Genomic DNA, 19992 nt, shown 5'->3' with positions numbered 1-19992 from the left:
ATGAGACGAGTATTCAAGGATAATAAGAATGTCGACAATTTCACATAAAGATATCGCAATTATTGGTATGGCGTGCCGGTTTCCCAAAGCTGAAGATTATCATCAGTACTGGGAAAACCTTTTGGCTCAGAAAAGCTGTATTTCTGATATTCCACATACCAGATGGGATTGGAGACATTACGATGGCGATCCACTCGTCGAAGTCAATAAGAGCAATTCACGATGGGGTGGGTTCATCGACAAAGTGAACTGTTTTGACTACCGTTTTTTTGGTATTTCTCCTTCCACTGCACAGGCAATGGACCCGCAACAACGGATCATGCTAGAACTCTCATGGGCATGTATGGAAGATGCTGGGGTGGTACCGCAATCGCTGGCTGGTCAAAACGTGGGGGTGTATATTGGGGCGTTTAACTTTGATTATAAAGAGCTGTTAGAAAAACACGAGAGGCCCATAGAGGCCTATCAGTCTACTGGCACCGCCAATGCCATTATCGCCAATCGGATCTCACACTTTTATGATTTTAATGGGCCGAGTGTGACTGTGGATACCGCGTGTTCGGCGTCGATGAACGCGGTACACAGTGCTATGCAATCCCTGCAATTAGGGGAGACAGATTTGGCGCTGGCCGGTGGTATCAACTTGATCTTGACCCCCACGCGACACATTTCATTTTCAAAAACCGGGATGTTGTCTCCGAGCGGCCAGAGTAAATCATTTGATGCCGGCGCTGATGGTTATGTGCGCAGTGAAGGGGCCGGACTGATTTTGTTAAAACCCTTGGCGGCTGCATTGGCAGACAACGATCAGATCCACGGCGTGATAAAAGGGGGGGCGGTCAATCACTGTGGTAAAACCCATACGTTGACCTACCCAAGTTATCAAGCGCAAGCGCAGGTTATCTCACGTGCAATGCACAATGCGCAGGTGACTCCAGATTCGATGACCTACATCGAAGCTCATGGCACCGGGACACCAAAAGGTGATCCGATAGAGATCCAGGGACTTCAGCATGCATTTCAACACAGCACCGACACCCAGTACTGTGCCATTGGCTCGGCCAAGTCTAATATCGGTCACCTTGAAGCGGCTGCGGGCATTGCTGGGATCATCAAAGTCTTGCTTTCCATGCGAGCCGGTGTACTTCCGGGATTGGCGAATTTTAAATCGCTCAATCCGCGGATCACATTGGATGACTCGCCGTTTTATGTACTGCAAAACGCGCAACCGTGGCAACAGCGCACCGACAGTCAAGGTTTTTTGCTGCCGCGGCGTGCAGGCGTCAGTGCATTTGGCTTTGGTGGTACCAATGGACATATTGTACTGGAAGAAGCCCCTGCAAGGGCGCAGCCAGCACCGCCAAAAGCGGCACAATCCCCCTATATATTTGTGTTTTCGGCCAAAACCGAGGCCAGTTTGCAGGTGCAACTGACCAAGATGCACGCTTGGTTGTCAGGTCAAACTACCTTGGTGTTAGCGCAGCTCTGTGCCAACTTGTACAGGCATCGCACGCACTTTAGTAAACGGGTTGTGGTAATAGCCAGTTCACAAGCTGCGCTGTTAGCGAATTTACAAAATGCCATCGCGGCGGTTGCTGAGCAGTCATACGGTCAGCCCTTTCATAGTGAGCACCAGAAGGTTGAGCAAGTGTATGACCAAGCGGCGCAGTGGTTACAGGGTGTGGACATCGAACACCATCAGGTTATTCCGGAACTGACGCAGCATATCAGCTTGCCCAGTTATGCCTTCGAGCCATCAGAGTGCTGGTTTGAGTCGTTACCTGAGGCTGACGATCTAGTACGGCATGAGCCAAAAGCGGCGACATCAGAAATTACCGTGCAGCATGCAACGCAAGGAGAGAATATGGAAGGGGGAGTCGGAAAGTGTGCGCTTGTACCGCGCTGGGCACCAGTCGAATTGCAGCCTCAAAATGATGCAGCGAGCACTGTGTATCACGAGGGCGCTGTGTGTGTGGTGGGGGCGAGTGTTTCGCAACAGGCGACATTGTCTAGACTGCATAACAGAATGTATTTTTTTGATGCACAGCAAGCGCCGGATAAGGCATTGGCTGACATAGCCTCACAGCACATTAGTCATGTCATTTGGATCCCAACGGCGGCGAGTGATGACATCCTCGGCGACGAGCATAACAGTTGTGTACAAGCATGTTTTCAATGGCTCCAGTTTGTCCTACACGAGCTGTCTGTTGCGCCCACCTGTGTGACATTGCTCATGCAGCAGGATAGTGACTTGCCAGAAGATATTGCTTTTGAGCACGCACCTCTGGTGGGGATGCTTGGCAGTATTAGCAAGGAATATCCGGCGCTAAATGTGCGTTTGTTTGATGTGGGGACTGACACTGAGTGGCCGCTGCAGATCCTTGGCGACATACAGCGGCGTTTTGATGGGGTTCATTTGTATCGTAATGGGCAGTGGCTTGTGCGACAGTTTGTGCCGATTGAATGGGCGAATACCTTACCAACAACAGCGCAAGCATCTGTATTGTGCCGACCTGGCGGCGTGTATATCTTAGTGGGCGGGGCCGGGGGAATAGGCCGCGCTGTCACCGAATATATGCTCAAGCATCAAGGTGTACACGTGATTTGGCTGGGCCGCAGAGCACTGGATCCGCAAATTCAAGCATCTATCGCGCAATTGCGCAAAGAAGGGGGGACATTGCAGTATGTGCAAGCCGATGTCACTGAATACGCCGCTTTACAAACGGCCTACCACAACATTGTACAGCAGTTTGGTCGGGTAAATGGGGTGCTCAATGCCGCGATGGTTTTTAAGGCGTGTGCCTTTAAAAATATGAGCTTTGATGATTTTTCCGCCGTCTATGATGCCAAAGTGCAAAGCAGTGTGAATCTGGCTCGGCTGCTAAAATATGAATCGCTCGATTATCTGGTGAACTTCTCATCGATCAATAGTTTTATCACCGCCGCGGAGCAAAGCCATTATGCGGCGGGGAGTCTGTTCCAAGACACCTTATCAAACGCATTGCAACGGGCGGTATCGTTTCAAGTGAAAACCATCAATTGGGGGTACTGGACGGCTGAGGGCGCACTGGCCAACTCTGACATGTTCCAATACTGGCGTGCCAAATCTGGGGTGGGGGATTTAACCATCACCGATGCGATGGCTACCCTTGAAATCGTGATGCGTTCAGAGCTTCATCAAGTGGCGTATATTAACGCCTTAACGGCATCGGCTAACCTGCCAAATACAGATCTAAAACAGCGCTGTTACGTCGACGCAGAGGCGAGGAATGATGCACTAGATCTCAGTGATTTGAATCGCTTTTTGTTGCCAGCAGCGGCTGATCTGGCCGGTGGTTTGACGTTTCGCGCAGCAGATGAGCTAACCATTCAATATATGTGGTACCAACTTTACCGCTGTGGCTTGTTTGACGGTACGAGTTTGACAGTGCAAACACTCCAACAGCGTTTGCAGCAGCTGCGCGCAGAGCAAAGCGTTTCTTACCTTCAGCGCTGGCTACACAAAGCCATCAATTTACTGTGTGAACGCGGCATTCTTGCTTATCAGACAGCTGAAGCTGATGCACAGTGCGTCTTTTCTCTCACCGAACAAGGTCGACAATTGGCGACGGATGAGCGGATTCTAACACAGTGGACCGAGGCGTGTGCGAACTGGACTGCGGATCCGGCAACTGCGGCACAGGCCCATTTACTCGACGCGACGTTATCGGCGCTACCGGCAATTCTCAGCGCAGAGAAACGGGCTACTGAGATCATGTTTCCCGAGTCTTCAATGCGCTTACTGGAAGGCATTTACAAACATAATCCGGTCTCGGATTACTTTAACCGTTTGGTGGCAGATGTGGCTGCGCATATTACCCAGCACGGTTTTAAGCACGGCAAAAAAGCGCGAATATTAGAGATTGGAGCGGGCACTGGGGGCACCAGTGCGCTGGTCTTTGAGACCTTAAAACCGATGCAACATCAGGTAGAAGAATACTGCTACACCGATATTTCACGGGCTTTTTTAATGCATGCACACACGCATTATCAAGCGCACAACCCATTTTTGAAAACGGCGATTTTTAACGTAGAGCAGCCAGTAGACGAGCAAGCGGTGGAACGTGGCAGCTATGATATGGTGATTGCAACGAATGTGCTGCATGCGACGCGCAACATTCGCAACACATTGAAAAATGCCAAGGCACTGCTCAAGCCTGGCGGTGTTTTGATCTTAAATGAATTATCCGAAGACTCCATCTTTTGCCACATGACCTTTGGCCTGCTCGAAGGGTGGTGGTTACACGAGGATTCCGCGATCAGGATCCCCGAGTGTCCAGGACTGACATCACTTGGCTGGAAACAAGCGTTAGAACAAGAAGGGTATCAGGAGGTGGCCTTCCCACAGCTGAGTGCACATGTGTTGGGCCAACAAATTATTGTTGCTAAAAGCAATGGCGTGCGGTTTGCACAATCACATGCATCTGCTGACATCCAGTTGCCACCTGCTATGGTTAATAGTGACACGGGTGAAGTAAATACCGTGGATGAGGCTTTAGTCAAACGGCGTGCGGCCCCTCAGGCACACAGCACGTCAGCGCTGAAAAACACCATTAAGCAAGTCATAGCGGATGCTTTAAAATACAGCGTGAATGACATTCAAGTCGATGAGTCGTTTGCGGATTATGGGGTCGACTCTATTACTGGCGTCAACGTCGTTCAGGCTTTGAATGAGGCACTGACACTGACTTTACACAGCACTTGCTTATTTGACTATACCAATATCACACGGCTGGCTGACTACATTGCAACGCAGTTGCCCGAACAACCTGAAAACCATATGGTAGAGGATGTAATCACCGCGGGTGAGCATGCGGATCAAAGCCAGTCTGCGCCTCAGAGCTGTGCGGCAGCAACCATGCCTTCGACCTCATCAGATGACGATATCGCCATTGTGGGCATGAGCGGTCGCTTTGGTAAGGCTGACAATTTATCCGCGCTATGGGCTGCATTGGAAAGGGGCGAAGATTTGGTTGAACCTGTGCGCCGCTGGAATTTATCGCAATATTATCCGGGTATTGACCCGAGTGAGTATTGTGATACCGGGGCTTTACTGACGCGTATTGACCAATTTGATCCCGGCTTTTTCAACCTATCACCCAAAGAAGCCACTTACATGGACCCACAACAGCGTCTGTTTATGGAAACCTGTTGGCATGCTTTGGAAGATGCTGGGATCAGCGAGCAAAGTATGGATGGTGAAGCTGTCAGCATCTATGTGGGGTGTGAGCAGGGTGATTACGACCACTTGTTTGACGACGCGCCGCTAGCGCAGGCCTTTTGGGGCAATGCGCCGTCAATTATTCCTGCCAGAATCTCTTATCACTTGAATCTAAAAGGGGCGGCCATCGCCATTGATACAGCCTGTTCAAGCTCTCTGGTTGCGATCCATAACGCCTGTGATAGCTTGCGACATGGCGATGTCGATATGTCCATTGCCGGAGGGGTATTTGTGCAATCAACCCCAGACTTTTATCTGAAGTCTAATCGCGCCAATATGCTGTCTAAGTCAGGCAAGTGTTATACCTTTGATGAGCGCGCCGATGGATTTGTGCCAGGCGAAGGGGTTGGGGTTGTCGTGCTCAAACGTTTGCGCGATGCCATTGCCGACAAAGATAGAATTTATGGCGTGATCAAAGCCAGCGGTATAAACCAAGATGGCACCAGTAATGGGATCACAGCGCCAAGCTCAGTGTCTCAAGAGCGTCTGATCAAAGACACCTATGACAAATTCAATATTGATCCAGAAAACATTCAAATGGTTGAGGCTCACGGGACGGGAACTCGTTTAGGCGACCCCATTGAATATGAAGCTTTAAGCCGCGCGTACCGCCACTACTCCAGTAACACCGCATGGAGTGCATTGGGGTCGATAAAAACCAATTTAGGGCACGCCGCCACGGCTGCGGGCATGGCTGGTCTGTGCAAAATACTGTTGTCGCTACAACATAAAAAAATCCCGGCATCACTGAATTACAACACAGGTAACCCAGCTATTCAGTTTGATGACTCCCCCTTCTACGTCAATACCGCGCTCTCGAACTGGCAGTCAAGTGGACAGCGCCCCAGAGCAGCCGCGATCAGCTCGTTTGGGTTTAGCGGCACCAACGCCCATTTAGTGATTGAAGAAGCGCCTGAATTACAGCCCACAACAGAGACTCAGAGCCACTATTTACTCTGCTTGTCGGCAAAGACGGCGCAGCAACTCAGCCGCCGCGTTGAAGATCTCTTGGCACATCTGCAAAGTGGCCTCGTCACTAACTGTGCGGATCTGAGTTACTCGCTGTTGCAAAGGCGTACGCATTTTGAATACCGCTTTGCGTGTGTGGTTGAAAATCTGGCGCACGCTGAACAGGCCTTAAAGCAGTGGATAGCCGGCGAGCCGGCAACACAGGTTTATGACAATATTCAGTCAGTATCTAACAGCGCGGTGCGCCCAGGCTATGCACAGTTTGCAATGGACTCACTAAACAAAGCGATAACGGAGCAAAATCACGTACTTTATCAGCAAGCACTAGATATGCTTGGACAGCTCTATAGCGAGGGCGAGGCATGTGATTTTTCACTGCTATTTCAGCACAGTGCAGCTCGGGTGATCACGCTGCCTGACTACCCTTTTGAGCAAAAGACCATTTGGGTAGATAACCAGGTTGAAAATCCGCGCAGCGCTTCTGTGCAGCAGGCCAACAAACTTCATCCATTAGTGCATAACAACGCGTCGACCTTTTTGCAGCAACGTTTTGTCAGTCACTTTGACAGCCAAGATTACTTTTTACAACAACATGTGATCCATGGCAAAAAGATACTGCCAGGTGTCAGTATGGTTGAGATGGTGCGTGCGGCGCTGTCAATATCCACGCAAGGTACTAAGCCGGTTGAGCGACACACTCTGGTGATGAACAATATTGGCTGGTTGACACCTTGGGTGCTTGATGAAGCTGCAAAAACGCTGCACATTGACCTGCATCGTGACGGGGCTGGCACGCGATTTGAAATCAACAGTACAGTGAGCTCTTCGCAAGTTGAGCCTGTGACGCATTGTAGCGGAGAAGCGCAATTGGAAGCGCCCTTTGCGCCTTTAGATCGCGCTGTGCCTGAGCTCCCTACAAGCGGATCACTTGTACTATCTGCTGAGTCTATCTACGCGTATTTTGAGCAGTGCCACATAGCGTATGGTGAGCAGTTTAGACGAGTGTCGCAATTGACCATCTCAGGCACGCAAGGGGTTGCAGATATTGTGGTACACCCAGCGCAAAACTTTGCGCAACAAGAGATGGAGATTGAACCTGGGATTTTTGATGGGGTGCTGCAATCCGCAGCGGTTTTGATTGCTCGCAGCTGTGATATTGATGAGGCACTGGTGCCAATCGCGTTAGAACAATTGCGAATTTATGGCGCACTCAATGACACTGTGCGCGCACATATAACTATGACCTCCGACCTCAATGCGAACACCAGTGTGCACAAAGTGAATATTGAAGTGTTTAGCGAAGAAGGCAATTTGATTGCGAGCATGACCGGGTTGAGTTTTAGAGCCATGTTAGCGACCTCCCCCTCACCGGACAAGGTGAGTGTGCCAGCTGTGCAGGACATGCAAACGTTACAGTTTAGCCACGCGATACAAGCGACAGAACGAGCGGTGCATTTAGCACTGCGTGATGGGGTTACACTGGATACAGCGCAGTTGATTGTTGTATTGGGTGAGACACATGTACAGATCCAAGCTGGAACCGACTTTGCGCCGTATCAGGCACAATTGCAGCAGGTGTGTGAGCAATTTAATGGCGTAGAACATCAGAACTTAAACGAAACTTTTGAGCGCCATTCGAGTTGTTTGCTGACGATGTTACAGTTGTTGATGCAGCAAAAACAATTGACAGAGATCCACTTACAAGTGGTGGCCGCCACACATATGTCTGAAGGTGAGGCAAATATCCTGACATCGGTTACGTCGAGCTTATCCGCGTTATTAAAAACCACAGCACTTGAAGATCCGAGATTTCATTGCCAATTTATCGACATTGCAGCACCAGAAGGGTCAGCACCGCTCAGCCAAGCACACATAAATGAACTGTGCTGCGTTGCAGCTAATCATATGGATGAAGCGTATTTACTATATAAAAACAATACGCTATACCGAGAAGCTTGGACCGAGATCAACCCTGATGTAGCGGCCCTTAGTCCGTGGCGTGACGATGCGGTATATCTGATCACTGGCGGTTTGGGCGGGATTGGCTACGCGATTGCACAAGATATTGTTCAGCACACCCGTACCGCACGTATTTTCTTACTGGGGTCGCGTCAAGCCGATCTGCACACCGAGCAGCAGATCGCACAACTCAACTCGCTTGGTGGTCACGCTTCTTACCACAGTGTCGATGTGACTCAAGCGGCGGCACTCAACCACTTTATTGCTGCTCACCAAAATGCGCTGAAATGTATCACGATATTGCACTGTGCTGGCGTGACCCGTGACAGTTTGGTGGCTTATATGGCTCCAGAGCGTTTGCACCAGACATACCAACCAAAAATTGCTGGCGTGGTGAACCTAGATACCGCCACCAAACATTTAGATGTTGAAAATCTGGTGCTGTTTTCCTCTGTTAGCGCCGTATTGGGGAATGTCGGTCAGGGCAATTACGCCACTGCCAATAAGTTTATGGACCGGTATGCGACGTACCGCAATCAGTTAGTTCAACGTGGTGAACGCAGAGGTCGCACTGTGTCCATCAACTGGCCTATTTGGGGTACCGAGGGAATGGCAATTGATGCGCCGACTCTTGCGCGCATGCACCAAGAGTGGGGGATGAGCACCCTGGCTCCGCAACAAGGCTTGCAAACGCTTTATCAAGTGTTACAGAGTCGACACGACAATGTGTTTATCATGCATGGTGTCAGCGCGCGGATCCGGGCGCTGTTTAACGCACCAACTCAGTCCCAATCACCTGATCAGACAATGGCTTTTTTGATAGCACAAAGCTGCGAATTGACGGGTGTGGCAGCCCATGAATTGGACACCCATCTAGCATTTGATGAATACGGCTTTGATATGACACAACGGAGCGTGCTGATCGATAGGCTCAGTGCAAAGTTAGGTGAAAGTATCGACAAACATATTCTGTATCAAGCAGGCTCGCTTGACGAGTTAAATACCTATCTTAATCAATCACCTGAGCGCCAACAGCGCGCAGAAGTACTCAACTCAAGTGAGCAAATTAGCGCGGCGCAGCACGCGCCAGTGGCTGCGCAACAGATCACTGATAATGTTGCGCAGCTATTGCGTGAACTTGTGCACCAACATACTGATATCGCACTGGAAGATATTACCAGCGATGCGCATTTTGAGCGTTATGGTATTGACTCTCTGATGGTGGTGAGTATGACCAGTGCGCTTGAGAAAATATGCGGACGTTTACCAAAAACGCTGTTTTTTGAATACAATACCATTGCGCAGATCAGCCAATATATTTCAGAGCATTTCCCTGACAAATTGCAAGCGCACTTTGCGCCCAACACTGCGCCTGACTCGAGTGTCGCTGAGCCCGATGAAACCGCCATTGAAGGTGAACTCGCTCAGCACAGCGGCGCACCACACGGGGGAGCATCGCATCAGGAAAACACGGTATTATCAGCACCTCATACTGAGCCGACACTGACAGCTGCCTTGCCAGCGCAACCACAGCACATTGCCATCGTTGGGATTGCAGGTCGCTATCCCAAAGCGAGTTCGCTACATGAGTTTTGGCAAAATCTCGTTCAAGGTGTGGATACCATTACTGAGATACCGGCCTCGCGTTGGGATCACAGTCGTTACTTTGATGAGCGCAAAGGGGTACTTGGAAAAACATACAGTAAGTGGGGCGGTTTTATTGATGGCGTAGATGAATTTGATCCCTTATTTTTTAATATCTCTCCCCATGATGCAGAATTTATGGATCCGCAAGAGCGTATATTCTTGCAGTGTGCCTATCACGCGTTAGAAGATGCTGGTTATGCCGATACTTATTGCGCTCAGCCTGGTGCCAACCTACTGGGCGAAAAAGTGGGGGTATTTGTCGGCGTCATGTATTCAGAATATCAACTTTATGGCGCGCAGCAAGGTGTGCATGGCACCCCGATTTCACTCGGTGGAAGTGCTGCCTCAATTGCTAATCGGGTGTCGTTTAGTCTCAACTTTACGGGGCCTAGTTTGGCTGTCGATAGCATGTGTTCAGCGTCATTGACGTCAATTAATTTAGCGTGTGAAAGCATTCTCAATGGCCACTGTCATGCTGCGATTGCTGGCGGGGTTAACCTAAATCTGCACCCGAATAAATATTTAAACTTGGCGCAGGGCAACTTTGCTTCATCAGAAGGGCGTTGTAAGAGCTTCGCCGCGGATGGCAATGGCTATGTGCCCAGTGAAGGGTGTGGTGCGCTTATCCTGAAACCACTTTCACAGGCACTTCGGGATAATGACCAAATCTATGGCCTGATAAAAGCTTCGTCTATTAACCACGCAGGTAAAACCAATGGCTACACTGTGCCGAGCCCCAATGCACAGGCCGAGGTGATCAGTAGCGCGCTGTCCAGTGCAGATGTTGATGTGACCACGCTTGGCTATATCGAGGCCCATGGGACAGGCACGTCACTGGGCGATCCGATTGAAATTGCAGGTTTAGAAAAAGCCTTTAAAGGCATGAGCAGTGCATCGTTTAGCTGCCGCATCGGTTCAGTAAAGTCGAATATTGGACACTGTGAGGGGGCAGCAGGGGTTGCGGGTGTGAGCAAAGTGCTGTTGCAAATGAAGCATCAAAAATTAGTGCCTTCAATTCACGCTCAAACACTGAATCCAAATATTGATTTTGAGCATTCTTTGCTGCAACTACAAACTCACTATGAAGATTGGCCACATCAGCAGCGAGAGGACACCATTTTACCTTATCGCGCCGGTATTTCTTCGTTTGGCGCGGGCGGGGCGAATGCACATATTGTGCTTGAAGAGTATCCAGTGGCTGCGCGTAGTTCAGCCGATGACAGTGATGCGGCGCTGCCTTATATGTTCTCTGCTGCAACACCTCAGCAGTTGAGTACATTGGTCAGTGATTTCTTAGCGTGGTTTGCTGCGGGGCATTTTGACTCAGTTGCTCTTGCTGATATCGCGTATACGCTGCAAGTTGGACGCAAAGCGCTCAAAGAGCGTTTGGTGATCATCGCCAGTTCTCGCACTGAGTTGGTTGAGAAGCTGACATCTTATCAGGGTGGGCAAGCCGCGACAGGTGTATTCAGTGCAAATATCAAAGTGGCGAACGAACAACAAATCCAAGCCGCTACGGATTTTACCGCATATCCGTGGTTACTCGATTGGTGCTTAGGGCAAAAGGTCGATGCGCAGGCACTGTGGTTTACAGACCAACAAGTTCGTCGCGTATCTCTGCCGACCTATCCATTCAAGCAGGACTCATATTGGTACACATCAATTTGTGATGATGCGCCACAACTTGCCCCTGTGACGCCACATCAGCATCCGTTGTTACAACGTAATACATCCAATTTTTCGGGCGTGCGTTATGAAAACAATTTTAACGGGCAGGAGTGGTTCTTGCGCGACCATCAAGTGAGTGGCGAAAAAGTACTGCCTGGTGTGGCCTATCTAGAAATGGCGGTGCAAGCTGCCAAAGACGTACATAAACTCACGGATAGCCATGGTCTCTCGCTGTCAAATATGGTGTGGCGCCGCGCTGTGGTCGTGGCTGAACAAGGTGGCCGTATTGAGATGGCTCTGACCCCGAAAGGCAGTAGCGGCATTGATTTTACGGTGCAACATAATGACGCGCTGTGTATGAATGCGCAGATCAACATCGAGGAGCGGGATCCACAACACGGCCGCTTTGGTGGTAATAAACAGCCGGATTTACAACAATTAATGGACAGTGCCCGCGCCATAGCACCAGCGGATTTCTATGCGGCTTTTGCGCAGCACGGCATTGAATATGGTGAGACACACCGTTTGGTCCAAGCGCTGTACGTCACTCCCACCCAGGCGCTTGCCAATATCGCGCTTGCGCCGACACAGGAAAGCCAGCTGCGTACATTCACTTTACATCCGGGCCTGATGGATGCGGCTTTGCAAGCAATCAAAGCATTTTACATACAAGATGCGGATCCACGTTTGATGGTGCCGTTTTCATGTCAGCAAGTGCGTATTCACGCAGCGCTAAGTGCCACTATGTGGGTGCTGTGCAGTCGAGACGAGCAGGGGGCAAAACATCAATTCAATATTGAGGTATTCAATAACAAAGGTGAACTAAGCGTGCAATTTAAACAGTTAGCAGTGATGCCATATCATGGACCGGGCAGCGTACATCAAACGCCTTCAGATGAGCAGATCAAATCCAGCTCAAGCCAGAGCGCGAGCTCATCGCTAGCAAGTGCGAACGACGCGTGGGATCAATATTTGATACCGCGCTGGACAACTGTAGCCGTTGCCGCTGAGCATGAACGTCTCGATACACAACGCAATACGTTAGTGGTTGAGCTAGGAGACTACTCAAAAGCGCTCAGCGTATTGCAATATAACAAAGGCACAAGCATTGCACTCAAAGAGAGCTACTCCGTCGAGGACATTGTCAACAAGATCACTCATGCTGGCGAATTTGATGAAATCGTGTGTTTAGCTGCCAACGTTGAACTGAACTATGACAGTGCATCAGGCAATGATTTAGACCTTGCATACACTAAGCTCAGCAGTACACAAAAAGGGAGCGCATTGCTTTGCTTTAACTTTATCAAGGCACTACTACAGTGTGGTTATGCAAATCGGGCACTGGATATCAAACTGGTTACGATCCATGCCTTTTCCGTTTTGCCGGATGAAGGAGCCGATCCCGCTTATGCAAGTCTACATGGCCTATTTGGCTGTCTGGCTAAAGAGTATAAAAACTGGCATGTCACTGCTGTGGATAGCGATTTTATCAGTGGCTTGCCAATACACGCGCTGAGTCGTGTTGAACAAGCTACCGATGGTGTATCGATAGCTTACCGACAAGGGCAGTGGTTTGTTCAACAACTTTACCCATATACGCCACCGAGTGTGTCGAGTGAGCCCTACCGCGATGGCGGGGTTTATGTGGTAGTTGGCGGCGCTGGCGGTTTAGGTCAGGTGTGGAGTGAAATGATGATTAAAACCCATCAAGCCCATGTGGTCTGGATTGGCCGTCGTGAACAAGATGCTGAGATCAGCGACGCTATGGAGCGTCTTGCACAATATGGCCCCAAGCCTTGGTATCTGTGCGCAGATGCCAGTGATCCAGTTGCGATGCGTGACGCGTTGGATTCAATTAAATTACGCCACTCGCACATTCATGGCGTGGTGCACTCAGCATTGGTGCTGCAAGATCGCAGTTTGGCCAGAATGTCACAGGATGAGTTCCTCGGTTGTTTAAGCGCTAAAGTGGATATATCCCTGTGTTTGGCACAAACATTTAAGGCTGAATCGTTGGATTTTGCTTTGTTTTTCTCATCCTTAATTGCGTTTACACGTAATCCAGGGCAAGCAAACTATGCCACTGGCTCGGTGTTTGAAGATGTTTTCGCAACGCAAATAAACCGCCATTGGTCATGCAAAGTGAGCGTGATCAACTGGGGTTATTGGGGTGATGTCGGTGCAGTGAGCGACACGTCTTATCGTCAGAGAATGGAGAAAGCTGGCATCTTATCTATCCAGCCTGAGCCTGCCATGGCAGCCATCCATCACTTACTGAGCAGTGATGAGCCACAACTTGGATTTATTCGTGTGGACAGCAGGGCACAGATCGGCGGCGTGAACGAGCATGCTCAGATCACTCGTGCTCAAGCGCTACAATATGTATTACCGGATATTCAGGCTGAATTTGACTTGGCCTATCAAGAGGGAGCTGCACGTCAACAAGCCCTCAGACACCTTGGACAATTAGATCTGCAAGCCAATCAAACCTTGGCTGAAGCTTTGCTGCCTTTGTTAGCTGTACAATTACGTGCTGCGGGAGTTTTTGCTGGGCACACAGGTTCAGAAGTGAGCATGTCCGATCTGGTTGGCAGTATACAAGGGGTGGGGCTGAGTGCGTATCATACGACGATGTTTAGCCAGTGGTTGACGTACAGTGTGGAGCTCTTGCAGCAAGCTGGGTGGATCAAACAAGGGGGGCAGCAGTTACTCTCATTGCAACCAGCGCAGACACTGGATGCGGACACCTGCTGGCAGCGTTGGAAACAATATTGCCAACACAATCAAGATAACAACCTGATCGCGGCAAAAGCGACGCTATTGGATGCCATGGTCACGGCTCTACCTGATATCATCACAGGTAAGATAAAAGCCACCGATATTATGTTTCCTCAGTCGTCCATGGCTTTGGTAGAAGGTGTGTATAAAAATAATGAGGTGTCGGATTACTTTAACCATGACGTCGCACTGGCCGTTTGTTCAGCCATTCGAGCCTGGCAAAAACAGGGACATGGCCGTAAATTAAGAATTCTGGAGATAGGTGCAGGCACGGGTGGCACCACAGCTGGACTGTTAGAAAAGCTGCGACCGTTTGCGCCACAGATTGCCGAATATTGTTACACCGATGTCTCTCAGGCGTTTCTCAATCATGCACAAACCCACTATGTGGCAGACTTTCCATTTATCAAAACGCAGTTGCTTAATATCGAACAACCACTCTTGACGCAAGGGGTGAGTACAGGCAGTTACGATATCGTCATAGCAGCACAAGTATTACATGCCACGAAGAGTATCAGCACCACTTTGGCACACACCAAAGCGCTGCTTAAACGCAATGGGGTATTGATCCTCAATGAACTGAGCGAGCGCTCTGTATATAGCCATCTGACTTTTGGCTTGTTAGATGGTTGGTGGCTGTATCAAGATGCTGCTTTGCGAATGCCGTATTCGCCGGGGTTATCCTCATCAGGCTGGCAACTTTGTTTGGCTGCACAGGGTTTTAGCCAAAGCTACTTCCCCGCGCCACAATCTCATGGCATGGGTCAGCAAATTGTCATTGCGATCAGTGATGGCAATTATATGATACCCAAGCAGGTGGACAGCACGGATCTTCCCCTAGATGTCGGTAAGCCGGCAGCGCAGAAGACCCAGAGCGTGTCCGCAGCCACCCGTAGCTCTGGGCAAGTTGCGCAGCAGCTAACTCAGGTGAACGCAGTGATCATGCAGGCATTTTCGGCGGCATTAAAAGTGCCTACAGCGTCAATTGACCCCACAGAAGCGTTCTCGGATTATGGCTTAGACTCGATCACTGGCGTCAATGTGGCGCAAACCATTTCCACTGAGTTGGACGTAGATCTCAATACCACAGCACTATTTGACTATGTTAATGTGGAGCAACTGGCACAGTATGTGGTGTCTTTGTTATCAGACAAAGCTGAAAATGAGAGCCCACACCTTGAGCCATCAGTTAGTAGCGCTGCACCTGTGCAATCGTCGCAAACCACTCAGGCTGAAGTGCTGTCAATCGTCACGCGTGCACTGTCTCACGCATTAAAAGTGCCGCCAGAGGTGATTGAACCAACAGAAGCTTTTTCAGACTATGGGCTAGACTCCATCACAGGTGTGAATGTCGCGCAAACCATCTCCAATGAACTTAACATTGACCTCAACACCACGGTGTTATTCGACCATGTCAATGTCGAGCAGCTCTGTCAGCATATATTGGCACAACACCCTGATATCGCCGAGACAACAGTATCGGTGTCAGCGCTCCCCGAGTTGACGGCGACACACAGCAGTCAGTCAAAAGCCGTTGATGATGCGCAGCAAGCTGCAATTTATGAGGTGATCACACAAGCTCTGTGTGATGCATTGAAAGTTCCTGTGGCTGATATCGATCCCCACGAAGGGTTTGCGGACTATGGTTTGGACTCTATCTCCGGGGTCGGTGTGGCACAACGTATTTCCCAACAATTAGGCATTGAGCTCAGTACCACAGTGTTGTTTGATTATGTGTCAGTACAGCAGTTAGCAGAGCATATTTTGACGAGCTACTCAGAGCTCAATATCGCCCCAAATATCAATAGCTCTGACGATGCGCAAGTGCTTCACACCGCTTTGGGCAATGATCCTACGTCTTCGAGCAATGACATTCAGCAAACGCCGAAACAGGATGTGCAACAGCTGCCAACTCGACGCGAATATCCAGATGAGGCGATCGCCGTGGTGGGGATGAGTGGTCGTTTTCCTGGTTCTGAGAGCGTGGATGCACTATGGCAAAACATTGCTAATCGCGTTGATCTCGTGACGCCAATAACACGTTGGGATATGTCAAAATACGCTGGGCTATCCACAGATTTTTGTGCTCAAGGGGGCTTTCTTCGTGACATAGAGCAATTTGACCCAGGCTTTTTTAATATTTCAGGGACCGAAGCAACCTATATGGACCCACAGCAGCGATTGTTCTTACAAGAGTCTTGGAAAGCGCTTGAAGATGCAGGTTATGCCGGTGATCCCAACTTTGGTGAAAAAGCGGGAGTGTATGTTGGCTGTAATAGCGGTGACTACAAGAACATGTTGTCGCAAGACGCCCCTGCTCAAGCATTTTGGGGGAATGCTGGCTCTATCACCCCGGCGCGGTTATCTTATTACTTAAACTTGATGGGGCCTGCCGTGGCAGTAGATACGGCCTGTTCAAGCTCTTTGGTTGCGATTCATTTAGCGTGTCAGGGACTGTGGTCCGGCGAGCTGGATGTGGCGCTTGCTGGCGGGGTATTTGTGCAATCAACCCCTGAATTCTATCTGCAAGCGGACCGTGCCAATATGCTGTCTAAACAGGGCCGCTGTCAGACGTTTGATGCCGCAGCGGATGGCTTTGTACCCGCTGAAGGAGTCGGTGTGTTAATACTGAAACGACTCGCGGATGCCTTGGCGGATGGCGATCACATCCACGGCGTCATAAAAGGCAGTGGTACCAATCAAGATGGTGCCAGCAATGGCATCACAGCGCCGAGCGCAAAGTCGCAACAAAAGCTGATAAAAGAGGTTCACCGTCGTTTCAACATTGCTCCGGAGGATATTCAACTGATCGAAGCCCACGGTACAGGCACCAGTTTAGGGGATCCAATTGAAAGTGAGGGTCTAAAGGCGAGTTTTCAGACAGAGGCCGCTCAGTCTGCCAATGCATGTGCTGTAGGGTCAATCAAGTCCAACATGGGGCATGCTATCACGGCTGCCGGCGTTGCCAGTGCGGTCAAAGTTTTAATGGCGTTAAAACATCGCCAGCTGCCTCCGACTATTCACTACGAAAAGCTCAATGAGCAGATCAATTTTGCCGATACGCCATTTTACGTCAATACTGAGCTCACTCCGTGGGCGCAGCCAGTGGGTAAACCAAGAACAGCCGCGATCAGCTCATTTGGATTCAGTGGCACTAATGCACACCTAGTGCTCGAAGAAGCGCCAGTTAGCGCACATCTCCAACCGCCACGAGCACAGTATTTGTTTGTGTTGTCGTCACAGTCACAACCTCAGTTGCTGATCATGGCCAAACAGCTCCTGGCACACAGTCAAAGTCAAGAACTTGATCTGGCAGCAACGAGCTTTACCCTGCTTAATGGTCGGAAGCACTGTGCACACCGCTTGGCGTGGGTTGCTCGTGATCAGCAAGAATTGGCACAAGTTTTAACGACCTATATCGAAGGCAGAGAGGATCCCGCCTACAGTTATGCGCACTTTGATAGAAAAGCGTTTAAAAAACAAATGTCACTGCAAGCATATAGCAATGAATGTGTGGAGCGCTTCAGCAGCAGCCAAAGCGCGCAGGAGCAGTACGACGCATTGCGTATCATCGCCGATCTGTTTGTACAAGGGTATCGCATTGAATTGAGCCATCTATTTTTAGCCTCTGAGCGTCGCAGAGTACCGCTGCCTACTTACCCCTTTACACAGAAAAAATATTGGGTGCCTTCATCTGAGGAGGTTGATAGTGGCACAGCGTTGGCACCGGAGTCCAATGCGCAGCCTTTCTCTTGGCTGTTAACAAAGCCTCATTATGCGGCATCTCCTTTCGACGCTGTCGACTCCTGGGATAAAGCCGTAGCACAGTTAGCAGGTAAAACCTTGTATCTATTGGGAGATGAACCTCAAACAGCTGCGTTGGCTAAATTGCTCTATCAAGTATGTGATAAAGCCAAACTGGCCGAATTCCCAGCGCTTACCTGCTTTTCATATCAGCAGGCCGCAAAGATGGACTCATTAGCGTCATTGCCTGACTATATTTTGTGCATGGACAGCTTAAACGACAGTGCACGAGAAGCCCAAACAGGCCTACAGGGACTGTTTGGGTTACTCAAAGCCACCATGAAAAATAATTGGCAGCAGGCTGTCGAAGTGTATTATATCTATGAAGACAGAGCAGCCAGTCAAGCGTATCTTGATGCTATGTCCGGGTTCTATGAATCTGTGACGCGCGAAAATGACGCTTATCGCTTTATTTTGATCCAGCATGGATCGCAACAGCAAACATTACAACAAATGTTGCTACAAGAAGTGTTGCAAAGCGATGGCGTCGACAAAGCGGTTAAAAAAGTGCAGTATCATCAAGGTGAGCGCCAAATAGAGCTACATGCTGAATACCACCAAGATGAGGTGCAGAGTGCCCCCGAGCAGATTGCATTTGAGGATGGAAAAACCTACCTCATAACGGGTGGATTTGGTCCCGTTGGCCGTTTGTTATGTGAACGACTGGTGAAAACCTGGCAGGCCAATTTTGTGGTACTGTCTCGCTCTGTGCTCGATGATGAACAGCGTGCGCTGTGCACGCAGCTCAACCAATACAAAGGACGTATCCATTACCATGCAGTGGATATTTGTGACCAACAGGCACTGCAGCAAACCCTTGAGCAAGTTGCTCAACAAGTGGGGCCGATCCATGGGGTGGTGCATATGGCAAGGTTGGTGCACGATAACTTATTGGTAGCAAAAAGTTGGCAGGAATTTAGTGACACGATAAAGGCAAAAGTCACAGGTACGGTTAATCTGGATAGGTGCCTTGCTGAAGCGCCTTTGGACTTTTTTGTGATGTTTTCGTCGATCGCAGCTTTTGGCTTGCGAGGCGGAACAGATTACGGCTATTCAGCGGCCTTCCAAAATAGTTTTGCACGTTATCGAAATGGCCTCACAGCTAAAGGGTTACGTTCTGGTCGAGCGATATCACAATGTTGGGCAGGGTGGAGTGTAGACCGGTATATGCCAGCTGCGCGAATGGATGTAATGCAAAAACATGGTATGGTCCCCATCGATATGGAGGTTGCGATGCCAATGTTTTGTGAGAGCTTGAATTTATCTGAGCCTGTGGTCGGGTTTGTCGGGATCTCCGATAAAGACAAAGCGAAACGTTTCTTTGACGTCGATAGGCAAGACACGGTGTTAACCGAGTCGGAACAACTGGAGCAGCTCTTGACCGAATGGTCGACACACCAGTCTCACTTGAGTGACGGCGACAAAGGGACTATTAAGGATGCAATGATTGGCATGTTAGCTCAGTTTGATGTCAATCACTTCAGCGATGCTCAAGTAGAAAAAGTGTATGGCATCTTGTTTGGCCAGAGCCAAGCTCTTACTGAAGACGCCGTTCTCAAAGTGGCAGCTGTGTCGGCGGCTGAGCTGCCACAGAAGGAGCCGCGCGACATCCAAAAAATCGTGCTGGACACCGTGAAACACGCGTTGTTAGTTGAGGAGATCTCGGTCGATGAATCACTACAATATTATGGCATGGATTCCGTGTCGGCTATGCAGATCTCTTCGCGTTTAAGTAAAAACTTGGGTATCCAGATTGAACCGGTTTGGCTGCTCGAAAACCCGACTATTCGAGAGTTTGCGGATTATTTAAATGTGCAGTTTGCAGACTCGATATAAAAACATGACATGAACACAGTGCCCCTCGTGGTTGCCAGACGCAGCCACGAGGGGCAAGTTACGATATTTTA

1 protein-coding gene is annotated in these 19992 nt (G+C 49.7%); it reads left to right on the top strand.

What is annotated here, in order from left to right; genetic code table 11:
* The first annotated feature begins 28 nt into the window (after nt 1-28).
* Complete coding sequence (locus J8M00_RS25740) at nt 29-19921, top strand: SDR family NAD(P)-dependent oxidoreductase (protein ID WP_211013249.1); 19893 nt, start codon at nt 29-31, stop codon at nt 19919-19921.
* Nucleotides 19922-19992 lie beyond the last annotated feature (71 nt).

Origin of the sequence: Pseudoalteromonas luteoviolacea (genome assembly GCF_018100925.1) — a bacterium.
GTDB classification, from domain to species: domain Bacteria; phylum Pseudomonadota; class Gammaproteobacteria; order Enterobacterales; family Alteromonadaceae; genus Pseudoalteromonas; species Pseudoalteromonas obscura.
This window is presented reverse-complemented; position numbering and strand designations above follow the sequence as displayed.

Excerpts from the sequence above, each read along its gene's own strand:
- J8M00_RS25740 (WP_211013249.1), top strand. The coding sequence starts at position 29 with ATGTCGACAATTTCACATAAAGATATCGCAATTATTGGTATGGCGTGC.